Raw genomic sequence first — 16,891 nt, forward strand, 5'->3', positions numbered from 1 at the left:
TACAAGTTGCAGGTTGCAGGTTGCAGGTCCCTGAGCCCTTCGATAAACTCAGGATACCCGCCGGACAGGCAGGAACTAAGGGCGAAGGGCAGGTTACAGGTTTACAGTTTAACTTACAGATTAGAGATTGGAGGTGAAATATAAATACCAGCGACCGGAGAACCAGAACCTGGAACCTGCAACTTGTAACCTGGAATTTTAAACGTTGCTACTATAGTTTTTTTAATGCGTTTGGCCCGGAACCAGTATATGGTATAGTTACTTTATACCGGAAATTCCGGTATTTGCTGCTGCCATAATTTATAATAATGCCCCTTACTGTGATACAACTCCTTGTGGCTTCCTTCTTCTATAACTTCTCCTTTGTCCAGCACCACAATTTTATCGGCATGTACCACGGTACTCAGCCGGTGGGCTATAACTACAATGGTCTTATTTTTCTCCCGCAGATTGGCAATGGTTTTTAGCACAAAGCTTTCCGAAGTACTGTCCAGCGAAGAGGTAGCTTCATCCAGCACCAGTATTTCCGGCTGTTTGTACAGTGCCCTGGCTATGGCAATACGCTGTTTTTGCCCCCCGGAAAGGGTGGCGCCGTTTTCCCCGAGATAGGTCGCAAACCCGTTGGGCAGATTCTCTATAAACGGGAGTATACCTATGCTCTTACATATTTCCATGATCCTTTCCATATTGGGCTGGAATTCTCCAACGGCAATATTTTCTACCACATTTCCTCCGAAAAGATCTATTTTCTGTGGCACTACTCCTACCAGGTCTCTCAGACTGGAGTTTTCAATGTATTTTAAATCGTATTCCCCTATGATGATCTTCCCTTTCTGGATGGGGTAAATGTTTTGCAGAAGGGAAATAAGGGTCGATTTTCCGGAACCGCTCTCCCCGATTACCGCAGTGATCTTACCTTTGGGTATATCCAGGGAAAAATCCTTGAAGACTTCTACCCGGGTACCATACCTGAAAAACACATTGCGGAAGGCTATATCTCCCATGTTTTCGCGGGTAAGTTTTATTTTATCTTCCTGCTCTTCGCGTTCCAGGTCCATAATCTCAAACAGACGGTCTGCCGCGATCCAGGCATTTTGTATTTGCTTGTTTGCTCCTACCAACTGGGACACCGGACCTGTAAAGTAACCGATAATAGCATAAAAGGACAGTAATTCTCCCGGGGTTATTTCACGGTCTATGACAAAATAAGAACCACTCCACAACAGGATAATGGTAAATAATTGGGAAATAAAGGTAGAGGAGGTAGAAGAGAAAACGGTATTTAAAGCCGACTTATAGCCGATATTTAACAGGTTAATAAAACGGGCTTCCGTCTTAATATTTGCAAAAGATTCCAGCCCGAAACGTTTGATGGTCCCCACGGAGTTCAACGATTCTACCAACTGGCTTTCCAGGTCTGCTGCACGTTCCATCACTTTTCTTTCCGCTTTTTTATTGAGCCGGTTGGTCACCACATAAATACCAATATAGAACGGTATGATAGCCAGCATAATAAGTGCCAGTTTCCAATAGTAAAAAAACATCAATGCAAAAGAAAAAATAAGGATAAGTACATTTACGGTAAGACTGAGTGCCACTCCATTGATGAAGGTTCGTATTTTAACGGCATCGTTAATACGGGAAATAATCTCTCCTACCCGCATGGTATCAAAAAATTGCTGCGGTAATTTCAGCAGGTGCTTATAATAACCGAGTATGAGCCGGGCATCTATTTGCTGTCCTGTTTTTATGAGAAAGGTGTCTTTGAATATCCCTACAATTATCTGCAATACCAGCAGTATAAGCATCACAATACTCAAGAGGTTGAGAAGTTTGGTATTGCCCCCCGTAAGCACATAATCCGTGATCTTCCCCAGATAAATAGAAGTGGAAAATCCGAGCAGGGTAACAATAAGCGCCCCGAAAAAGGCCTGCAGAAGGACAAATTTATGAGGACGCAGCAAAAACCAGAACCGTCTCAGAGAAGAAACTTTTTCATTGCCGGTGGAAAAACTTTCATCCGGCATTAAGATCACCAGGACGCCTGTCCATTCTTCCTCAAATTCCTTATGGGTTTTCTTGTGTATCTTTCCGTCTCCCGGATCCATAACCACGACATGTGTCTTGGTTACTTCGTACACCACCACATAATGATGTAACACCTCCCGGACAATAACATGAGCTATTGCGGGCTTCGGAATCTTAAAAAGGCTGTTAATGTCTCCCCGCACTCCTTTGGCCTCAAAGCCCAGTTTCTGGGCTGCTTCAATAAGACCGAGTACGTTAGTTCCTTTTTTATCCGTACTGGCGTATTGCCGTATACGGGCAATGGGTATCTGTAAATTATAATGAGCTGATATAGACGCCAGACAGGTAGCGCCACAATCGGTAATGTCGTGTTGTTTTATTATGGTTTTCTTTTTTGTCATAGTGATAATTCGGGTTTGAGCGCGCAAAGTAACTCTGAGAACTGCAAAAAACATGCAGAGAATATTTTTTAATCCTGTTAAGTGGTTTAAGGGTTAGCAGAATTAAGGGGAAATGTTGCGGAGAGAACCGGGATTTTGGTCCGGACTACGGATATTTTTGGTTACAGGTCTTAAAATTCAAGGTCCCGGTTTTCGTTCATTCCGCACAAAGACGGCAAGGTTCCTTAGTTTTATTAGCCGCGAATTCAATGATGTGGTTTGGCAGTATGGCGGAAGTGAGTCAAAACCTTCTTTTTTAGTTGGTAGCTCCCGAAAACGAATAAAAAAAACCTGCAAGCATCTCGCTATCCATAAAAAAAGCCATTCCCGGTGAAGGGAACAGCTTAAACTTTTTAACTGAAATATATTACCTATATCTCTATGCTTCCGCAGAGGCAGAAATAGAAATGCTTCCCAGCAAACCAAACAGCAGAGAAACAGCTCCGCCTACAGTTCCGGTAACGAAGCCTATTACGCCGGAAAGCGCACCGCTTAGACTTCCTATACCTATGCTGATAGTCAATCCGCCGTTTGTTTTGTTCATTTCAGTAGCGTTCAGTTCCTGAACTCCGTAGTTTTCGAGATTTTTCATACTAGAATCTAAGTTAAGTTAATAAAACAATTATAAGGTGTACAATTTCGCAATAGTTGTGGTTGGATCCCGGCTGATCAAAAGCAACCGGAATAATATCGTGAAACACTTACTAAAGTGTATAAATCCTTATTTAATCAAGGCTAAGGTAGCTTTATTCACTGCACAAACCTTGCAGTTTTTAAGCTTACTCTCTATACGGGAATTTTTCTTACACAGGCGCAAAAAAAAACTGCTTTACCTGTTCGGAAAAGCAGTCTTATAAACGTTCAAAGGTCGGGAATACTATAATCCTCCGATAATTCCGGCTACATATTGTGCAACGGCCACTGCAGCATCCTGCACAGCGTCAACTACAATATTAACCACACCAAGGGCCAACCCAAGCGCTTGTCCAAGACTAAGGGTTATACCTCCGTTGATTTCATTCATTTCTGCAGCGTTCAGCTCCTGAACTCCGTAGTTTTCCAGATTTTTCATAATTTGTTAAGTTAAGTTATACAATAAGATTCAATATCACTTTCATACTGCTTTTATACAGCAAAAAAATGACGGGAAATAAAAACTAATGTGCCAAAGCTTAGTGCTAAGTTAGTTTTATTCCCTGTACAAACCTTGCAGTTTTGTATGTTTTTAACTACAAAAACAAAAAAGAGGATGATCAAAATCACCCTCTTTCTTTGTGTTCTCTGTAAATTCCGGGATTAGATACCTCCGAGAAGACCTCCTAAAAGACCACTTACCAGGTTCACAACAGTACCTACAACACCGGTTACAGTTCCGATAATTCCTGTTACCAGGTCAATAACCCCTCCAAGGTCTCCTAAGAGCCCACCGTTTACTTCTTTTAATTCGTTAGTGTTCATTTCCTGAACTCCGTAGTTTTCCAGATTTTTCATGATAAAGTATTAATTAATTACACATTGATTTTGATTATTTAATTGTCTTTTACAAAAGGTAAAAGATTAAAAAATACACACTTAAACAGAACATACTACCTGCCGTTACGCTTATTTATGACGTAATACCCTGCAAAAAGTTGTTCACATATTCTTCCACGGCCTGTACCGCGGCATTCATATATCCTAAGACAATATTGAGGATGCCGTTGAGTAGTGATATGGCATCACCGAGATTTATGCCCCCGTTAATTTTGTACAGTTCGGAACTTTCCAGTTCCTGAACTCCGAATTTGTCCAGATCCTTCATAACAATTCAATTAGGTTTAATAAGGTTTGGGTGGGGTGCAAAATGTTAAAAGGGGAGTTTGGATACCGCTAAATTAGTCTTATTCACTGCATAAACCTTGCAGTTTAATGTTTTTTTTCTATTTCCCTGCATTAAAAAGCCGGGTGTTTTCTTACAACATCCGGCCTTTACATTTTCAATGAATGTACGGTTTACAGTCCACCCAACAGACCTCCTAAAAGACCTGTTACAGTGCTAACTACAGTTCCTACAACACCAACAACAGTGTTAATAACACCTGTTACAAGATTAAGAACCCCGTCAAGACCTCCGATCAGTCCACCGTTGATTTCGTTCATTTCAGTAGCGTTCAGTTCCTGAACTCCGTAGTTGTCTAAATTTTTCATGATTTTTGATTTAAATTAAGTTATGCGAATTAATTACTTGATTATGTTCCGGTATTCTATTGTGTATCCAATTTAAAACCCGGGCTCGAACGCCTTCTGATTTACCTTGCTAAGGTACCTTTGTTCGCTGCACAAACCTTGCAGTTTTTCTTTTAATTCCACTGGAAATAAAAAACCGTATCCAAGAGAATTTCGAGGTTTACCGGGGTTGAATCCCTGTTCCCTGTATTTTCTCTTTAATACGGCTTTCCTGTATCTCTGAATAGACCTTTACAGATCTGTTACTCCGGAGATAATACCTAAGGTAAGTTCTACGATGCTTCCTACTACGGAAACAATTCCCCCTACTACTCCGGTAACAGTCCCCAGAACTCCGGTAACAAGACCTAAAACAGCTCCAAGATCAAGTCCTCCGTTAATTTCCTGCAATTCAGCCGTGTTCAGCTCCTGAACACCATAGTTGTTTAAATTTTTCATGACATTAATACATTAAGTTACACAATGATTTAGGATATAATGTTTAAGAAAACATTACAAAACAAAAGTTTTTGGCACATTTGTTTCACAACACTAAGATAGTATCGATCCCTGCAGAAAGCTTGCAGTTTGAATTTTATTTGTCAAAAAATAACTTCCCCCGAAAATTTCGGTAAGTTCATTGTCTTTCAGCACAGTAACAGAAACCGTAACCTGAAGATCAAAATCATCTTCATAGAAATACGTTTTGTGTACCCTGCTATAGGACACAGGAGCTTCTATATCTTTTAATTGCTCTATAAGCTGGTACACCTTGCGCTCACTTATCTGCATAAGTCTAGCCAGCTGAGGTGGTGAACCCGTTGCTTCTTTTACAATAAGCTGATGTAGTTGTTGCAATCGTTCCAGATTCTTCAAATTGTTCATTACCTAAAGGGGTTTTAGATGGTTAATTCCACTCTAAACGTATAAAGCATTATTTTTTTAGTCCTGATTTACTCTGGACGGATTCAGCCAATCGTCTACCTTATCGTAAAGCAGATCGAACAAGGATCTCTCGGTAAGTTTAAAATTAGCTGTCAGGGTCATTCCTTTTTTGAGGTTTCCTTTAAAGCCGTTTTTCAGTTGCAGGTAATTCTCATTAACACTACATCTTACTTTAAATGCGGCAGATTCCTCGTCAATAGTTTCTATATCGTTACCTATGCTCACTATCTGCCCGGAAGCAAAGCCCCACTGGTTGTAATTAAAGGCATCTATCTGATATGTTATGGACTGCGCTTCCTTTACCAGACCGATATCCGTAGGTGCTACATAACATTCTATAAGCAATTTGGTGTCCGGAGATATCTCCCCGATCTTCACCCCTGAATTTATATATCCGCCGACATCCAGTCCCGCTACATTCAACAGGGTACCGGAAACAGGGGCTGTTAATACATGGTTTTCGTTATTGGAATTGTACTGGTTAAAATCCGACCCAAGTTCTTTCAGTGTGTTACTCAGGGACGCATGTTCGGATTGCCATTGATAACGCTGTTGTGTCTTGTAGTTGTCCAGGTCATTCATGGCCATATCGTATTCCAGCTTCTTGGCTTCGTATTCGGAATTGGAAATAACTTTACGCGCGTGAAGTTTTTCATGCCTTTCGAAATCCTTCCGCGTTGTCTCCAGGCGTATTTTCAACTCTTTTATCTTCTGGTTATACTCCATATAACTGGCTTTGTACTTCGCGGAAGAAAGCTGGGACGCTGATACGGATCTGTTACCGGCAAGCAGGGACAGATCGTGCACAAAGGCTCTGTTTTCACCTATTTGCTGCCGGTACAGTGAAAGTTTGTCACTAACCTGTTCGTTATTCAGTACAAGTAAAGTATCGCCTGCCTCCACCCTCTGGTTATTTACCATGTTTTTGTAAGCCACCTTACCGGAATTGATCAGCGTAAGCACCGTACGCTCATCTTCAGGCTTAATAATACCCCTGGAAGTTGTATATACATCCACGTAAATAAAAGGAAGAGACAAAAGAAATCCCATGATAGCCAAAAGAACGACAGCATATATTATCTTACTGCGGTTCCGGAGTTTAAAATGATGAGCCTCTACAGTACTATCTATTATTTCTTTGGGGAAAATTTCCATAAGCACATTGAGATTTTGAAGCATAAAAATAGGTAAATTATCGATAACACGCCCAAATTTCGCGATAAATTACTGTAAAAACATCGCAAAGCGAGAATTAAATGACATAAAAAATACCTGAAAAACAACAATATAAGAAGCGTTTTCCATAAAAAAAATAGCTCCTTTACCTCATTCCCACACTCCCACACTCCCACACTCCCACACTCCCACACTCTCACATTCTCACACGATCCGTTTGCCCTGACTTTCTTAGTGACGAAAGGACAAAAAAAGAGGTTGCCTTTTAAAGACAACCTCCTGAAATCGATGAATTCATCATCAAAAATGTTAAAAACACTATACCACACCCTGTGCCAGCATAGCATCTGCTACTTTCACAAACCCGGCAATATTGGCCCCTTTAACATAATCCGTATACCCGTCTTCCTGCTTACCGTATTGTATACAGGAATTGTGTATATCCAGCATAATCTTTTTCAGCCTTTCGTCTACTTCCTCACGGGTCCAGCCTACTCTTAGGGCATTCTGTGACATTTCCAGCCCTGAAGTAGCTACCCCTCCGGCGTTGGAAGCTTTTCCGGGAGCAAAAAGCATCTTCTTCTTATGGAAAACTTCCACGGCACCCGGGGTCGATGGCATATTCGCGCCTTCGGCAACACAGAAACAACCGTTCTCTACCAGTATTTCCGCATCTTTATCACTAAGCTCGTTTTGTGTGGCGCACGGCAGTGCAATGTCGCATTTTTCTCCCCACGGAGTCTTCCCTGCCACATATCTCGCTTTGGGATATTTGCTTATATACTCCATGATCCTTCCGCGCTTAACATTCTTCAGCTCCATTACATAGGCGAGTTTTTCTTCGTCTATACCATCGGCATCGTAAATATACCCTGACGAATCGGAGAGGGTAAGTACGGTAGCTCCGAGTACAATGGCTTTTTCTGCCGCGTATTGAGCCACATTTCCGGAACCGGATATAACCACCTTTTTACCTTTAAAGCTTTCTCCCCTGGTCTTCAGCATACTTTCTGCAAAGTAAACCGTTCCGTACCCCGTAGCTTCGGGGCGGATGAGGGAGCCACCCCAGGAAAGGCCTTTCCCGGTAAGTACTCCCGTAAATTCGTTTTTAATTTTTTTATACTGACCAAACATAAAGCCTATTTCTCTTGCCCCTACGCCTATATCTCCTGCAGGAACATCGGTATTAGGCCCAATATGACGGAAAAGCTCCGCCATAAACGCGTGGCAAAAACGCATGATCTCGTTGTCTGACTTTCCTTTGGGATCGAAATCGGCACCTCCTTTACCCCCACCCATAGGCAGCGTAGTGAGACTGTTTTTGAACACCTGCTCAAAGGCCAGGAATTTCAAAATACTAAGGTTTACCGAAGGGTGAAAACGGAGCCCCCCTTTATACGGACCTATGGCAGAATTCATTTCTATACGGTACCCGCGGTTTACCCGGATCTCCCCCTTGTCATCTACCCAGGGGACGCGAAACATGATAACCCTTTCCGGCTCTACCATTCGCAACAAGATATTTTTTCCGTTGTAAATCTGCTGTTTCTTTATATATGGGATCACTGTTTCTGCAACCTCCTTTACAGCTTGCATAAATTCCGGTTCGTGGCCGTTTCGTTCTTCCACGAGCGCTAAAAATTCTTCAATTGTTTGTTTCATAAGTGTGTTGTATCAAAAAATAGAGTCAAATTGGAAAATTCGTAAAATATCGATGCAAATATACGATATAGTCAAAATCAAGGTGTTATTTTTTCAAATTATTAACGATGTATTACCCCAGTGCCTGTTTCAGATCTTCTATAAGATCGCTCACATCTTCTATTCCCACACTAAGCCTTATCAGCGCATCCGATATGCCCAGTTTTATCCTTTCTTCTGCCGGTATGCTGGCATGGGTCATACTGGCCGGATGGCCTGCAAGCGACTCTACACCACCAAGGGATTCTGCCAGGGTAAACACTTTCAGTTTTTCAACTATGCGGATAGCCTTCTCCGCATTATTTCCCTTTACCACAAAAGAAACCATGCCGCCAAAATCGCGCATCTGTTTTTTCGCAACATTGTGGTTCGGGTGGTTTTCCAGCCCCGGCCAGTACACTTTTTCCACCCCGGGATGCCCTTTCAGAAAAAGGGCTGTATCCCTACCGTTCTCGCAATGGCGCTGCATTCTCACATGAAGGGTTTTTATCCCCCTCAGCACCAGGAAACTGTCCATAGGGCCGCAAACAGCCCCACTGGCATTCTGTATAAAATATAGCCTGTCTGCCAGGTTTTTGTCTCTTACAATCAACGCCCCCATTACAACATCACTGTGCCCTCCAAGGTATTTAGTCGCCGAATGCATAACAATGTCTGCCCCCAGATCCAGCGGTTGTTGCAGGTATGGCGTGGCGAAAGTATTGTCCACGGCAAGCAGCAACCCTTTTTTCCGGGCTATGGCCGAAACTTTTTCGATGTCTATAATATTCATCATGGGATTGGTAGGTGTTTCTACCCAGATGAGTTTTGTAGCAGGGGATACCAGTTCTTCTATTTTTTCGGCATCTGCCATACCCGTAAAACGGAACCGGATGCCGAGACCTTCATATATCCTGGTAAACAACCTGTAGGTACCTCCGTAAAGATCGCTGGTAGAGATAACTTCATCTCCCGGTTTTAACAGTTTCAGGACTGCGTCAATCGCTGCCAGCCCACTGGCGAATGCCAGGCCGTATTTCCCGTTTTCCAGACTGGCAAAACCCTTTTCCAGCGCTGACCTGGTTGGGTTGTGTGTCCTGGAATATTCGTATCCTTTATGTCCTCCGGGAGTGGTTTGCGCGTAGGTGGATGTCTGGTATATGGGAGGCATTACGGCGCCGTAAGCTCTATCGTGTTCCTGGCCTCCGTGAATGGTCTTGGTATTGAACTTCATATGTTCTCATTTAATCCGGAAACTATGGATGTCTGCAATGCATAACCGGTAGTGCTACACAATACAGATCTGCCGTTGCCGGTATCCGTTACACAAAAATAGTATTTACTTTTTCCTATTCATAATAAAGAAGTATCTTTAGCTTATTATTATCTCTTGCACGGAACAATGAATCCTTTTATAAGGTTTTTTTTTCGTAAACCACAGAATATAAACACATAACACCCGAACTGAAACGCTTAATAAATTTAACGGACACAATGAAAGTGAAAAATAAACATTATCGACTCGGCCCCCTACCTGTTTTCTTATTCCTCATTCTGGCAGGCTGTGTCAAGAGCGATGAACTTTCCTATTCCTCTCACAAAATCGCTACGGATTCCGGGGATTGTGAGCAAAATCCGTGTGCAAAAGTAAAAGTGAGTTTCCCTACGGCAGTGGCCTCTACGGCGATAGCCGATAAGATCAACACTATAATCGACAATAAAATCATAAGCTATTTTATCATTGACCCCGATGCCAAAAAGGAGGAATCCATAGAAAAAGCCGTGGAAAACTTCAAAAGTGAATATCTTAAAGACAAAAAAATGCAACCGGATTTTGCCTTCGGCTATGAAGCGGACATCCAGGGAGAAGTACTTTTTAAAGGAGAAAAACTGCACAGTATTGCATTCTCGGCATTTATGTACACCGGGGGTGCGCACGGATATTCCAGTCTTACTTATCTAAACCTGGACCCCCAAACCGGTAAGGAATACGACAACAAAGAACTCTTTACCGATATGGAATCATTCAAAAAGATAGCCGAAAAAAAATTCCGGAAACAGGAAAAAATTCCGGAAGGCAGCAACATTAACAGTACCGGATTCTGGTTTGAAGACGATACGTACCAACTTCCGGAAAATATCGGCTTTACCAAAGACAATATCATCCTTCACTACAACGCCTACGATATCAGTTCCTATGCGGAAGGTGGCAAAACACTGGAAATCCCCCTGGAGGAAGCAAAGCCACACCTTGCTATCTTATAGCCCGTTTTAAGGCCAGTATATACCCCAGGTGAAGACCTTCATGCATGTTATTATAGGCCATAGCCGCATCTATATCGGTAAGGGTTACATGCATACTTGTGGTGTACGTATTGTATTCCGTAAAGAGGCCTTTTTGGTAATCCTCCTTGAACTTATCCGCATTATTCAGAAATATTTCCCGGAAATAGCGCAACTCCTCCTCCGTAACCGGTTTTTCCGGGTCCGGCGCGGTACCTTTTCTGTACTTGTTTATAACTTCTTCGTTAACATTACACTCTAGTCCGGACAGCCTGTAACACAATATCTGCTGCGATACTACAAGATGAGCCAGGTTCCACGCTATATTGTTGTTAAACCCCTCGGGGATTTTATTGATCTGTTCCAGGGACAATCCTTCAATGGTACTTAGTACCAGGCTCCTGGTATTTTTTAAAATATCCAGCTGTTTTTCGTACATCACTTATTTTTTTCCAAAGCTAATCGAATTCGTTTAAACTTTTTCCGGTTTGTGCTAAAAAGTAAACGGGTAAACAAGTTAAAGAGCTAAAAAAACAAGTTGATGAAAAAGTTTAAATTATCTTATGATTCAGGAATATTCCCAGGGCAAACGCATTAAAAAAACCATAATTGCAACGTTTAGGGTTTAAAATTCCAAGTTACAGTTACAGGTTACAGTTGCAGGTCCCAGCGAAAGGCACCTGGTCTCCCGGTCATCCTGACAATCCCTGTCCCTTCATTTCCCGACACCTTTAACTCATGGTCGCATTCTCACATTCTCAACTACTGTGCACATGATGTATTTACCATGCATTCCCTTTTTTTTCGTATCGGAAAAGTTATGCTACTTTTGCACAAACCATTCTTTTATGAACAAGATATATCACCTCAGCACCTGCGACACCTGCAAACGTATTATAAAACAACTTCAACTTCCGGATTCGTTTGTCTTACAGGACATAAAATCCGAACCGATCACGGTAAAACAGCTGGAAGAAATGAAAGAACTGGCCGGTTCTTATGAAAGTCTTTTCAGCAGAAGGGCAAAACTGTACAAGGAAAGGAACCTGGCAGAAGAAAAACTGACCGAAGAGGATTATAAGCGTTTTATCCTGGAACATTATACTTTCCTGAAAAGACCGGTAATACTGGCCGGCGGAAAGATCTTCGTGGGAAACAGCAAAAAAACTGTCGAAGAGGCCGCAAAGACCATTGCAGGAATGCAGGGCTAAGCCGCTACGCAAAAAAGAAACCCGGATTTCCGCCTGCTTAAAAACAGTTTCGGAAATCCGGGCTTTTGAAAGTCTTCGCCTTTACTTTTTATTACAATTCCAGTGCTTTTTTAACATTTCCGTCCATGAGCAGTTCTTCCGGACTCTCCAGGGCTTCTTTTATAGCCACAAGGAAACCTACGGATTCCCGTCCGTCAATGATCCTGTGATCATAGGAAAGGGCAACATACATCATGGGATGTATTTCTACTTTTCCGTCTACGGCAATAGGGCGCTCTATGATGTTATGCATTCCCAGGATACCGGATTGCGGCGGGTTGATAATAGGTGTGGATAACATACTTCCGAATACCCCTCCGTTAGAAATGGTAAAGGTTCCCCCGGTCATCTCATCTACGGTGATCTGTCCGTCACGGGCACGGATAGCCAGACGTTTGATCTCTGATTCGATTCCCCTGAAGCTCAGATTTTCTGCATTTCTTACTATAGGTACCATTAGGCCTTTGGGGCCTGATACGGCTACGGAAATATCGCAGAAATCATAGCTTATTTTGTAATCTCCGTCAATCATGGAGTTTACATCCGGGTACAATTGTAATGCCCTTACTACCGCTTTGGTGAAGAAACTCATAAAGCCGAGACCAACCCCGTGCTTAGATTTGAATTCTTCTTTATACTGATTTCTCAGCTTAAAGATCGGTGTCATGTTCACCTCGTTAAAAGTGGTGAGCATAGCTGTTTCGTTCTTGCCCGAAACCAGGCGTTCTGCCACTTTTCTACGGAGCATGGAAAGCTTTTTGCGTTCCTGTCCCCTGCTTCCGGGTCCGGGGGTACCCATAGAAGGTACTGATTTTACAGCATCATCTTTGGTAATACGCCCGTCTTTGCCGGTTCCTTTAACCTCATTTGCGGAAATTCCTTTTTCCTCTAATATTTTTTTAGCTGCAGGAGAAGCTGTGCCCGAGGCATATGTTTCTTTCTTTTCGGGCTGTGCCGGTTGTGCTGCCGGTTTTGCCTCTTCTTTCGGAGCCTCTTTTTTCTCTTCTTTCGCTTCCGGTTTTTCTTTTTCGTCTGCAGAACCTCCTTCGGGTTTGGCAGCGCTGGTATCTATCAAACAAACCACTTCGCCTACGGCAACCGCATCGCCTTCTTCTGCTTTGAGCGTAATGATACCACTCGCCTCCGCAGGAAGTTCCAGGGTTGCTTTATCCGAATCCACTTCCGCAATGGCCTGGTCTTTCTCTACATAATCCCCGTCAGAAACCAGCCATTCGGCTATCTCTACTTCTGTAATAGATTCCCCCGGCGAAGGAACTTTCATTTCTAAAATCATTGTTCTATAATTTTATTGGTCGTGTTCTTATTTTTAATTTATTATGCCCTTTGAAGGGGTATTTTTAATGTCCGTAACTGTTTTTAGCCCGGTAATCCCTGATGTTGTTATCCTTGCTTTTGTCAAAGACGTACTCTATAATTTCCTGATGCCGTTTTTTAGACCTTACGGCGCTTCCGGCGGCAGGAGAGGAATAAAATCTTCTGGAACATACCCTGAACTCCCTGGCTTCTTCCAGATGCATCAGCAAGTGGCTCCAGGCTCCCATATTCCGGGGCTCTTCCTGTGCCCACACTACGTCTTTGGCATTCTTATATTTACTTATAATTTTTCTTATCTCATCCGAAGGCAGCGGGAACAACTGTTCCAGTCTCACCAGCGCCACATCTTTCTCCCTTCCCTTTTCCTCACGGGCTTCGAGCAGATCGTAATAGAATTTACCCGTACAGAAAACCAGGGTTTTCGCATCACCGGCTTTTACGACAGTATCATCAATTATCGGCTGGAAAGATCCGTTCACAAGATCTTCCACACTGGAAACCGCTTTCGGATGACGCAGTAAGCTTTTAGGTGTAAACACCACAAGAGGTTTACGGAAATTGACTTTCATCTGCCTGCGTAACAGGTGATAGAAGTTGGCCGGGGTAGTACAGTCTGCCACATACATATTGTCTTTAGCGCAAAGCTGCAGATATCTTTCCATACGTGCCGAGGAGTGCTCCGCCCCCTGTCCTTCATATCCGTGTGGTAACAGCATTACCAGACCGTTCTGTATTTTCCACTTGTCTTCTGCAGCAGAGATATACTGATCAATCATAATCTGGGCGCCGTTACTGAAATCTCCGAACTGGGCTTCCCAGATGGTCAGCGTTTTAGGGCTGGCCATGGCATAACCGTAATCAAAGCCCACTACTCCGTATTCCGAAAGTAATGAGTTATAGACATAGAAATTCCCTTGTTTTTCATTCAGTTCGTTCAGCAACACTACTTCCTCTTCGCTATCCTCTACCTTAAGAACGGCATGGCGATGCGAGAAGGTCCCCCGTTCCACATCCTGTCCGCTTAATCTTATATTAAAACCTTCATCGAGAAGTGTCCCGTACGCGAGAAGTTCTCCCATCGCCCAGTCCAGGGTATCGGTTTCAAAGAACATCTTGTTCCTGTCTCCTATAAGTCTTTCTATCTTCCTGAGGAACTTTTTATCTTCCGGGAGCCTGGTGATAACCTCCGCTATCCCGGTAAGTTTATCTTTGGGATAACTGGTATCTACCGGTTTCAGCATTGCGTCTTCCCTTACCAGCTCATATCCTTTCCATTCATCCTGCATAAAAGGGGTGATCCGGGTGGTATTCTCTTTCCTGGATTCCTCCAGTTCTTCTTCCAGCAGTGTTTTATACCTGGATTCGAGCTCACTTATATACTCGTTATTTATAATACCTTCTTTAACCAGCTTCTCCACATAAATATCTCTTGCGTTTTGATGCTTGGCAATGGCTTTATAAAGTTTTGGCTGTGTGAATTTCGGCTCATCTCCTTCGTTGTGGCCATATTTACGATATCCGAGAAGGTCTATAAAGACATCTCTTTTAAAGGTCATACGAAAATCCAGGGCGAAAAGCGCTGCATGCACTACCGCTTCTACATCATCCGCGTTGACATGAAGTACGGGCGACAAAGTCACTTTTCCGACATCGGTACAGTAAATAGAGGAACGGGCATCGAGATAATTGGTGGTAAATCCTATCTGGTTGTTTACTACCATATGAATAGTACCTCCTGTCTGATAACCTTCAAGCTTGGCCATCTGCACCACTTCATAAACAATTCCCTGCCCGGCAATAGCTGCATCTCCGTGTACTACAATAGGAAGTACTTTGGAGAAATCATCCTCGTAATGGTTGTCCTGTTTTGCCCGTGTAATCCCTTCCACTACCGCTCCTACAGTCTCCAGGTGCGAAGGGTTGGGTGCGATATTCATCTGTATCTCTTTACCTGCTTTGGTCTTTCGTTCGGAAGTCCAGCCCAGGTGATATTTAACATCCCCGTCAAAAGCAGGGATCTCGTAGTCTTTCCCGTCAAATTCGCTGAAAATGTCCTTTGCGGACTTTCCGAAGATATTGGTAAGGACGTTGAGGCGGCCACGGTGTGCCATCCCCATAATAAACTGCTTCACCCCCAGATCTGCCGCCTTGTCTACAATAGCATCCAAAGCCGGGATAAGGGATTCTCCTCCTTCTAGTGAAAACCTCTTTTGCCCCACATACTTGGTGTGCAGGAATCCTTCGAACGATATGGCATCATTCAGTCTGCTGAGAATGTGTTTTTTCTCTTCGGCGGAAAAAGACGGGTGGTTGTCGTTGATGTTGAGTTTATTTTGTATCCATTGCACCTCTTCCGGTTGGCGGATGTACATATATTCCACCCCGATAGAATCACAATAGATGGCCCGGAGATGGTCTATAATCTCCCGCAATGTCTTGGTTCCAATACCGAGTATTTCACCGGCCTTGAACTCCATATCCATGTCCGCATCCGTAAGGCCGAAGTTTTCCTTCTCGAGAGTGGGAGCATATTGTCTTCTTTCCCGCACCGGGTTGGTCTTGGTGAACAAATGTCCCCGCGTACGGTAGGCATCAATGAGATCCACTACCCGGAATTCCTTCACGACAGTTTCCGGCACTTCCGCTTTTCCGGAAGCCCTTGCGGAAGAAGTTGTTTCAGAAACGGTTGCTTCGACGCCATCGGAAGCCACAAAGTCACCGGGAGCGGCACTTTCCACTCCAAAGTCAAATCCTTGAAAAAAAGCCCTCCAGCTGGGTTCTACGCTGTCGGGATTCTGTAAATACTGATCGTATAGGTCAGCAAAAAATGCTGTATGCGCTGCATTCAAAAAAGAATACTTGTCCATATTATCTTTTTCAGCTGTCTCGTTATGACAATTTTTTTTCAAAAATACAATATTTCAAATACATGGTATTAAAGTTTTGATACATTTATATATACAATTAGTAAGATTTTAACAAGTCGAAACAAAAACACAGCCACAGTAACTATATCCGCTTGTTTTGTGGGATTCCTGTTATTTCAGCCGCTAGATTCCGAGCCCCGGAAACGGAAAAACGGAAGGCATTCCGGAAGCTTTTACGGAACGTCGGAGAACAGCATCAGACCCTGTTCTTAAACCAGACTTTCTGCCATTCCCTCTTCAGAATAAGAAACGACACTTCCCCGGATATCTCTACCGTATCCAGCGCCTGTATACTTTTCACCTTCTTTTCGGGAACATCTATAATATAGAGCAGGTTCAGGTAATCGTTAAACCTTTCCTGAATAAGCAAAAAGACCGTTTCGTGCAGTGTCCTTACCAGTTTTTCCGGAGAAACGGTTGTTTCCAGGTCCATATGGATGTTAGCGGACAGAAAATCCTTATTCAACTGCATCACCAGCTTTTCCCATAACTGCTCCTTCCGGGCACAATCCAGCAGGGACGCCATATCTTTTACCTCTGGTACCACAACATTATTTTAAGTATGATGATTATTACGGCGGAGCGGGCCATCACTCCGTTCCGCCTGTTTATTACGGTTCCG

Annotated in this window: 17 protein-coding genes; 2 read left to right on the top strand and 15 right to left on the bottom strand. The window is 43.2% G+C overall.

The window, feature by feature from the left end; genetic code table 11:
• Positions 1 to 263 precede the first annotated feature (263 nt).
• From ACVBDU_RS14355 to ACVBDU_RS14405, 11 genes are all read right to left on the bottom strand, one after another.
• Positions 264 to 2,429: a peptidase domain-containing ABC transporter gene (locus ACVBDU_RS14355; RefSeq protein WP_447180425.1), complete on the bottom strand. Its 2,166-nt coding sequence runs from the start codon at positions 2,427 to 2,429 to the stop codon at positions 264 to 266.
• A gap of 418 nt (positions 2,430 to 2,847) precedes the next feature.
• Positions 2,848 to 3,060: a hypothetical protein gene (locus ACVBDU_RS14360; RefSeq protein ID WP_447180426.1), complete on the bottom strand. Its 213-nt coding sequence runs from the start codon at positions 3,058 to 3,060 to the stop codon at positions 2,848 to 2,850.
• 285 nt (positions 3,061 to 3,345) lie between these two features.
• On the bottom strand, positions 3,346 to 3,540 hold the full coding sequence (locus ACVBDU_RS14365; RefSeq protein ID WP_447180427.1) for a hypothetical protein: 195 nt from the start codon (positions 3,538 to 3,540) through the stop codon (positions 3,346 to 3,348).
• A 224-nt stretch (positions 3,541 to 3,764) separates the two neighbouring features.
• Complete coding sequence (locus ACVBDU_RS14370) at positions 3,765 to 3,959, bottom strand: bacteriocin (RefSeq protein ID WP_447180428.1); 195 nt, start codon at positions 3,957 to 3,959, stop codon at positions 3,765 to 3,767.
• A gap of 115 nt (positions 3,960 to 4,074) precedes the next feature.
• The gene (locus tag ACVBDU_RS14375; protein ID WP_447180429.1) at positions 4,075 to 4,269 is read right to left on the bottom strand and encodes a hypothetical protein; all 195 of its coding nucleotides are present in this window, start codon (positions 4,267 to 4,269) and stop codon (positions 4,075 to 4,077) included.
• Between the two features lie 191 nt (positions 4,270 to 4,460).
• On the bottom strand, positions 4,461 to 4,655 hold the full coding sequence (locus ACVBDU_RS14380; RefSeq protein WP_447176011.1) for a hypothetical protein: 195 nt from the start codon (positions 4,653 to 4,655) through the stop codon (positions 4,461 to 4,463).
• A 270-nt stretch (positions 4,656 to 4,925) separates the two neighbouring features.
• Entirely contained in the window at positions 4,926 to 5,132 is a 207-nt protein-coding gene (locus tag ACVBDU_RS14385) for a hypothetical protein (protein ID WP_447180430.1), read from the bottom strand.
• Between the two features lie 93 nt (positions 5,133 to 5,225).
• Positions 5,226 to 5,558 carry an HTH domain-containing protein gene (locus ACVBDU_RS14390; RefSeq protein ID WP_447180431.1) on the bottom strand — a complete coding sequence of 111 codons (333 nt, stop codon included), beginning with the start codon at positions 5,556 to 5,558 and terminating at the stop codon, positions 5,226 to 5,228.
• 57 nt (positions 5,559 to 5,615) lie between these two features.
• Complete coding sequence (locus ACVBDU_RS14395) at positions 5,616 to 6,773, bottom strand: HlyD family secretion protein (protein ID WP_447180432.1); 1,158 nt, start codon at positions 6,771 to 6,773, stop codon at positions 5,616 to 5,618.
• 339 nt (positions 6,774 to 7,112) lie between these two features.
• Complete coding sequence (gene gdhA / locus ACVBDU_RS14400) at positions 7,113 to 8,456, bottom strand: NADP-specific glutamate dehydrogenase (protein ID WP_447180433.1); 1,344 nt, start codon at positions 8,454 to 8,456, stop codon at positions 7,113 to 7,115.
• A 112-nt stretch (positions 8,457 to 8,568) separates the two neighbouring features.
• Positions 8,569 to 9,708: a cystathionine gamma-synthase gene (locus tag ACVBDU_RS14405; protein ID WP_447180434.1), complete on the bottom strand. Its 1,140-nt coding sequence runs from the start codon at positions 9,706 to 9,708 to the stop codon at positions 8,569 to 8,571.
• Between the two features lie 260 nt (positions 9,709 to 9,968).
• Between ACVBDU_RS14405 and ACVBDU_RS14410 the strand changes: the two genes are divergently transcribed.
• Positions 9,969 to 10,739: a PdaC/RsiV family protein gene (locus tag ACVBDU_RS14410; RefSeq protein WP_447180435.1), complete on the top strand. Its 771-nt coding sequence runs from the start codon at positions 9,969 to 9,971 to the stop codon at positions 10,737 to 10,739.
• On the opposite strand, the gene ACVBDU_RS14415 is transcribed toward ACVBDU_RS14410, so the two are convergent.
• Entirely contained in the window at positions 10,729 to 11,196 is a 468-nt protein-coding gene (locus tag ACVBDU_RS14415) for a DinB family protein (RefSeq protein ID WP_447180436.1), read from the bottom strand. The genes ACVBDU_RS14410 and ACVBDU_RS14415 overlap by 11 nt on opposite strands.
• Before the next feature lie 409 nt (positions 11,197 to 11,605).
• Between ACVBDU_RS14415 and ACVBDU_RS14420 the strand changes: the two genes are divergently transcribed.
• Positions 11,606 to 11,968, top strand: coding sequence for an arsenate reductase family protein (locus tag ACVBDU_RS14420; protein WP_447180437.1), 363 nt, complete (start codon positions 11,606 to 11,608; stop codon positions 11,966 to 11,968).
• Between the two features lie 91 nt (positions 11,969 to 12,059).
• On the opposite strand, the gene odhB is transcribed toward ACVBDU_RS14420, so the two are convergent.
• The 3 genes from odhB to ACVBDU_RS14435 all read right to left on the bottom strand — a co-directional run bounded on the left by odhB (position 12,060) and on the right by ACVBDU_RS14435 (position 16,816).
• Positions 12,060 to 13,301: a 2-oxoglutarate dehydrogenase complex dihydrolipoyllysine-residue succinyltransferase gene (gene odhB / locus ACVBDU_RS14425; protein ID WP_447180438.1), complete on the bottom strand. Its 1,242-nt coding sequence runs from the start codon at positions 13,299 to 13,301 to the stop codon at positions 12,060 to 12,062.
• A gap of 64 nt (positions 13,302 to 13,365) precedes the next feature.
• Positions 13,366 to 16,209, bottom strand: coding sequence for a 2-oxoglutarate dehydrogenase E1 component (locus tag ACVBDU_RS14430; protein WP_447180529.1), 2,844 nt, complete (start codon positions 16,207 to 16,209; stop codon positions 13,366 to 13,368).
• 256 nt (positions 16,210 to 16,465) lie between these two features.
• The gene (locus tag ACVBDU_RS14435) at positions 16,466 to 16,816 is read right to left on the bottom strand and encodes a hypothetical protein (RefSeq protein WP_447180439.1); all 351 of its coding nucleotides are present in this window, start codon (positions 16,814 to 16,816) and stop codon (positions 16,466 to 16,468) included.
• Between the last annotated feature and the right edge of the window lie 75 nt (positions 16,817 to 16,891).

This window comes from Sinomicrobium endophyticum, assembly GCF_052983315.1.

Excerpts from the sequence above, each read along its gene's own strand:
- ACVBDU_RS14355 (WP_447180425.1), bottom strand. The coding sequence starts at position 2,429 with ATGACAAAAAAGAAAACCATAATAAAACAACACGACATTACCGATTGT.
- ACVBDU_RS14360 (WP_447180426.1), bottom strand. The coding sequence starts at position 3,060 with ATGAAAAATCTCGAAAACTACGGAGTTCAGGAACTGAACGCTACTGAA.
- ACVBDU_RS14365 (WP_447180427.1), bottom strand. The coding sequence starts at position 3,540 with ATGAAAAATCTGGAAAACTACGGAGTTCAGGAGCTGAACGCTGCAGAA.
- ACVBDU_RS14370 (WP_447180428.1), bottom strand. The coding sequence starts at position 3,959 with ATGAAAAATCTGGAAAACTACGGAGTTCAGGAAATGAACACTAACGAA.
- ACVBDU_RS14375 (WP_447180429.1), bottom strand. The coding sequence starts at position 4,269 with ATGAAGGATCTGGACAAATTCGGAGTTCAGGAACTGGAAAGTTCCGAA.
- ACVBDU_RS14380 (WP_447176011.1), bottom strand. The coding sequence starts at position 4,655 with ATGAAAAATTTAGACAACTACGGAGTTCAGGAACTGAACGCTACTGAA.
- ACVBDU_RS14385 (WP_447180430.1), bottom strand. The coding sequence starts at position 5,132 with ATGAAAAATTTAAACAACTATGGTGTTCAGGAGCTGAACACGGCTGAA.
- ACVBDU_RS14390 (WP_447180431.1), bottom strand. The coding sequence starts at position 5,558 with ATGAACAATTTGAAGAATCTGGAACGATTGCAACAACTACATCAGCTT.
- ACVBDU_RS14395 (WP_447180432.1), bottom strand. The coding sequence starts at position 6,773 with ATGGAAATTTTCCCCAAAGAAATAATAGATAGTACTGTAGAGGCTCAT.
- gdhA (WP_447180433.1), bottom strand. The coding sequence starts at position 8,456 with ATGAAACAAACAATTGAAGAATTTTTAGCGCTCGTGGAAGAACGAAAC.
- ACVBDU_RS14405 (WP_447180434.1), bottom strand. The coding sequence starts at position 9,708 with ATGAAGTTCAATACCAAGACCATTCACGGAGGCCAGGAACACGATAGA.
- ACVBDU_RS14410 (WP_447180435.1), top strand. The coding sequence starts at position 9,969 with ATGAAAGTGAAAAATAAACATTATCGACTCGGCCCCCTACCTGTTTTC.
- ACVBDU_RS14415 (WP_447180436.1), bottom strand. The coding sequence starts at position 11,196 with ATGTACGAAAAACAGCTGGATATTTTAAAAAATACCAGGAGCCTGGTA.
- ACVBDU_RS14420 (WP_447180437.1), top strand. The coding sequence starts at position 11,606 with ATGAACAAGATATATCACCTCAGCACCTGCGACACCTGCAAACGTATT.
- odhB (WP_447180438.1), bottom strand. The coding sequence starts at position 13,301 with ATGATTTTAGAAATGAAAGTTCCTTCGCCGGGGGAATCTATTACAGAA.
- ACVBDU_RS14430 (WP_447180529.1), bottom strand. The coding sequence starts at position 16,209 with ATGGACAAGTATTCTTTTTTGAATGCAGCGCATACAGCATTTTTTGCT.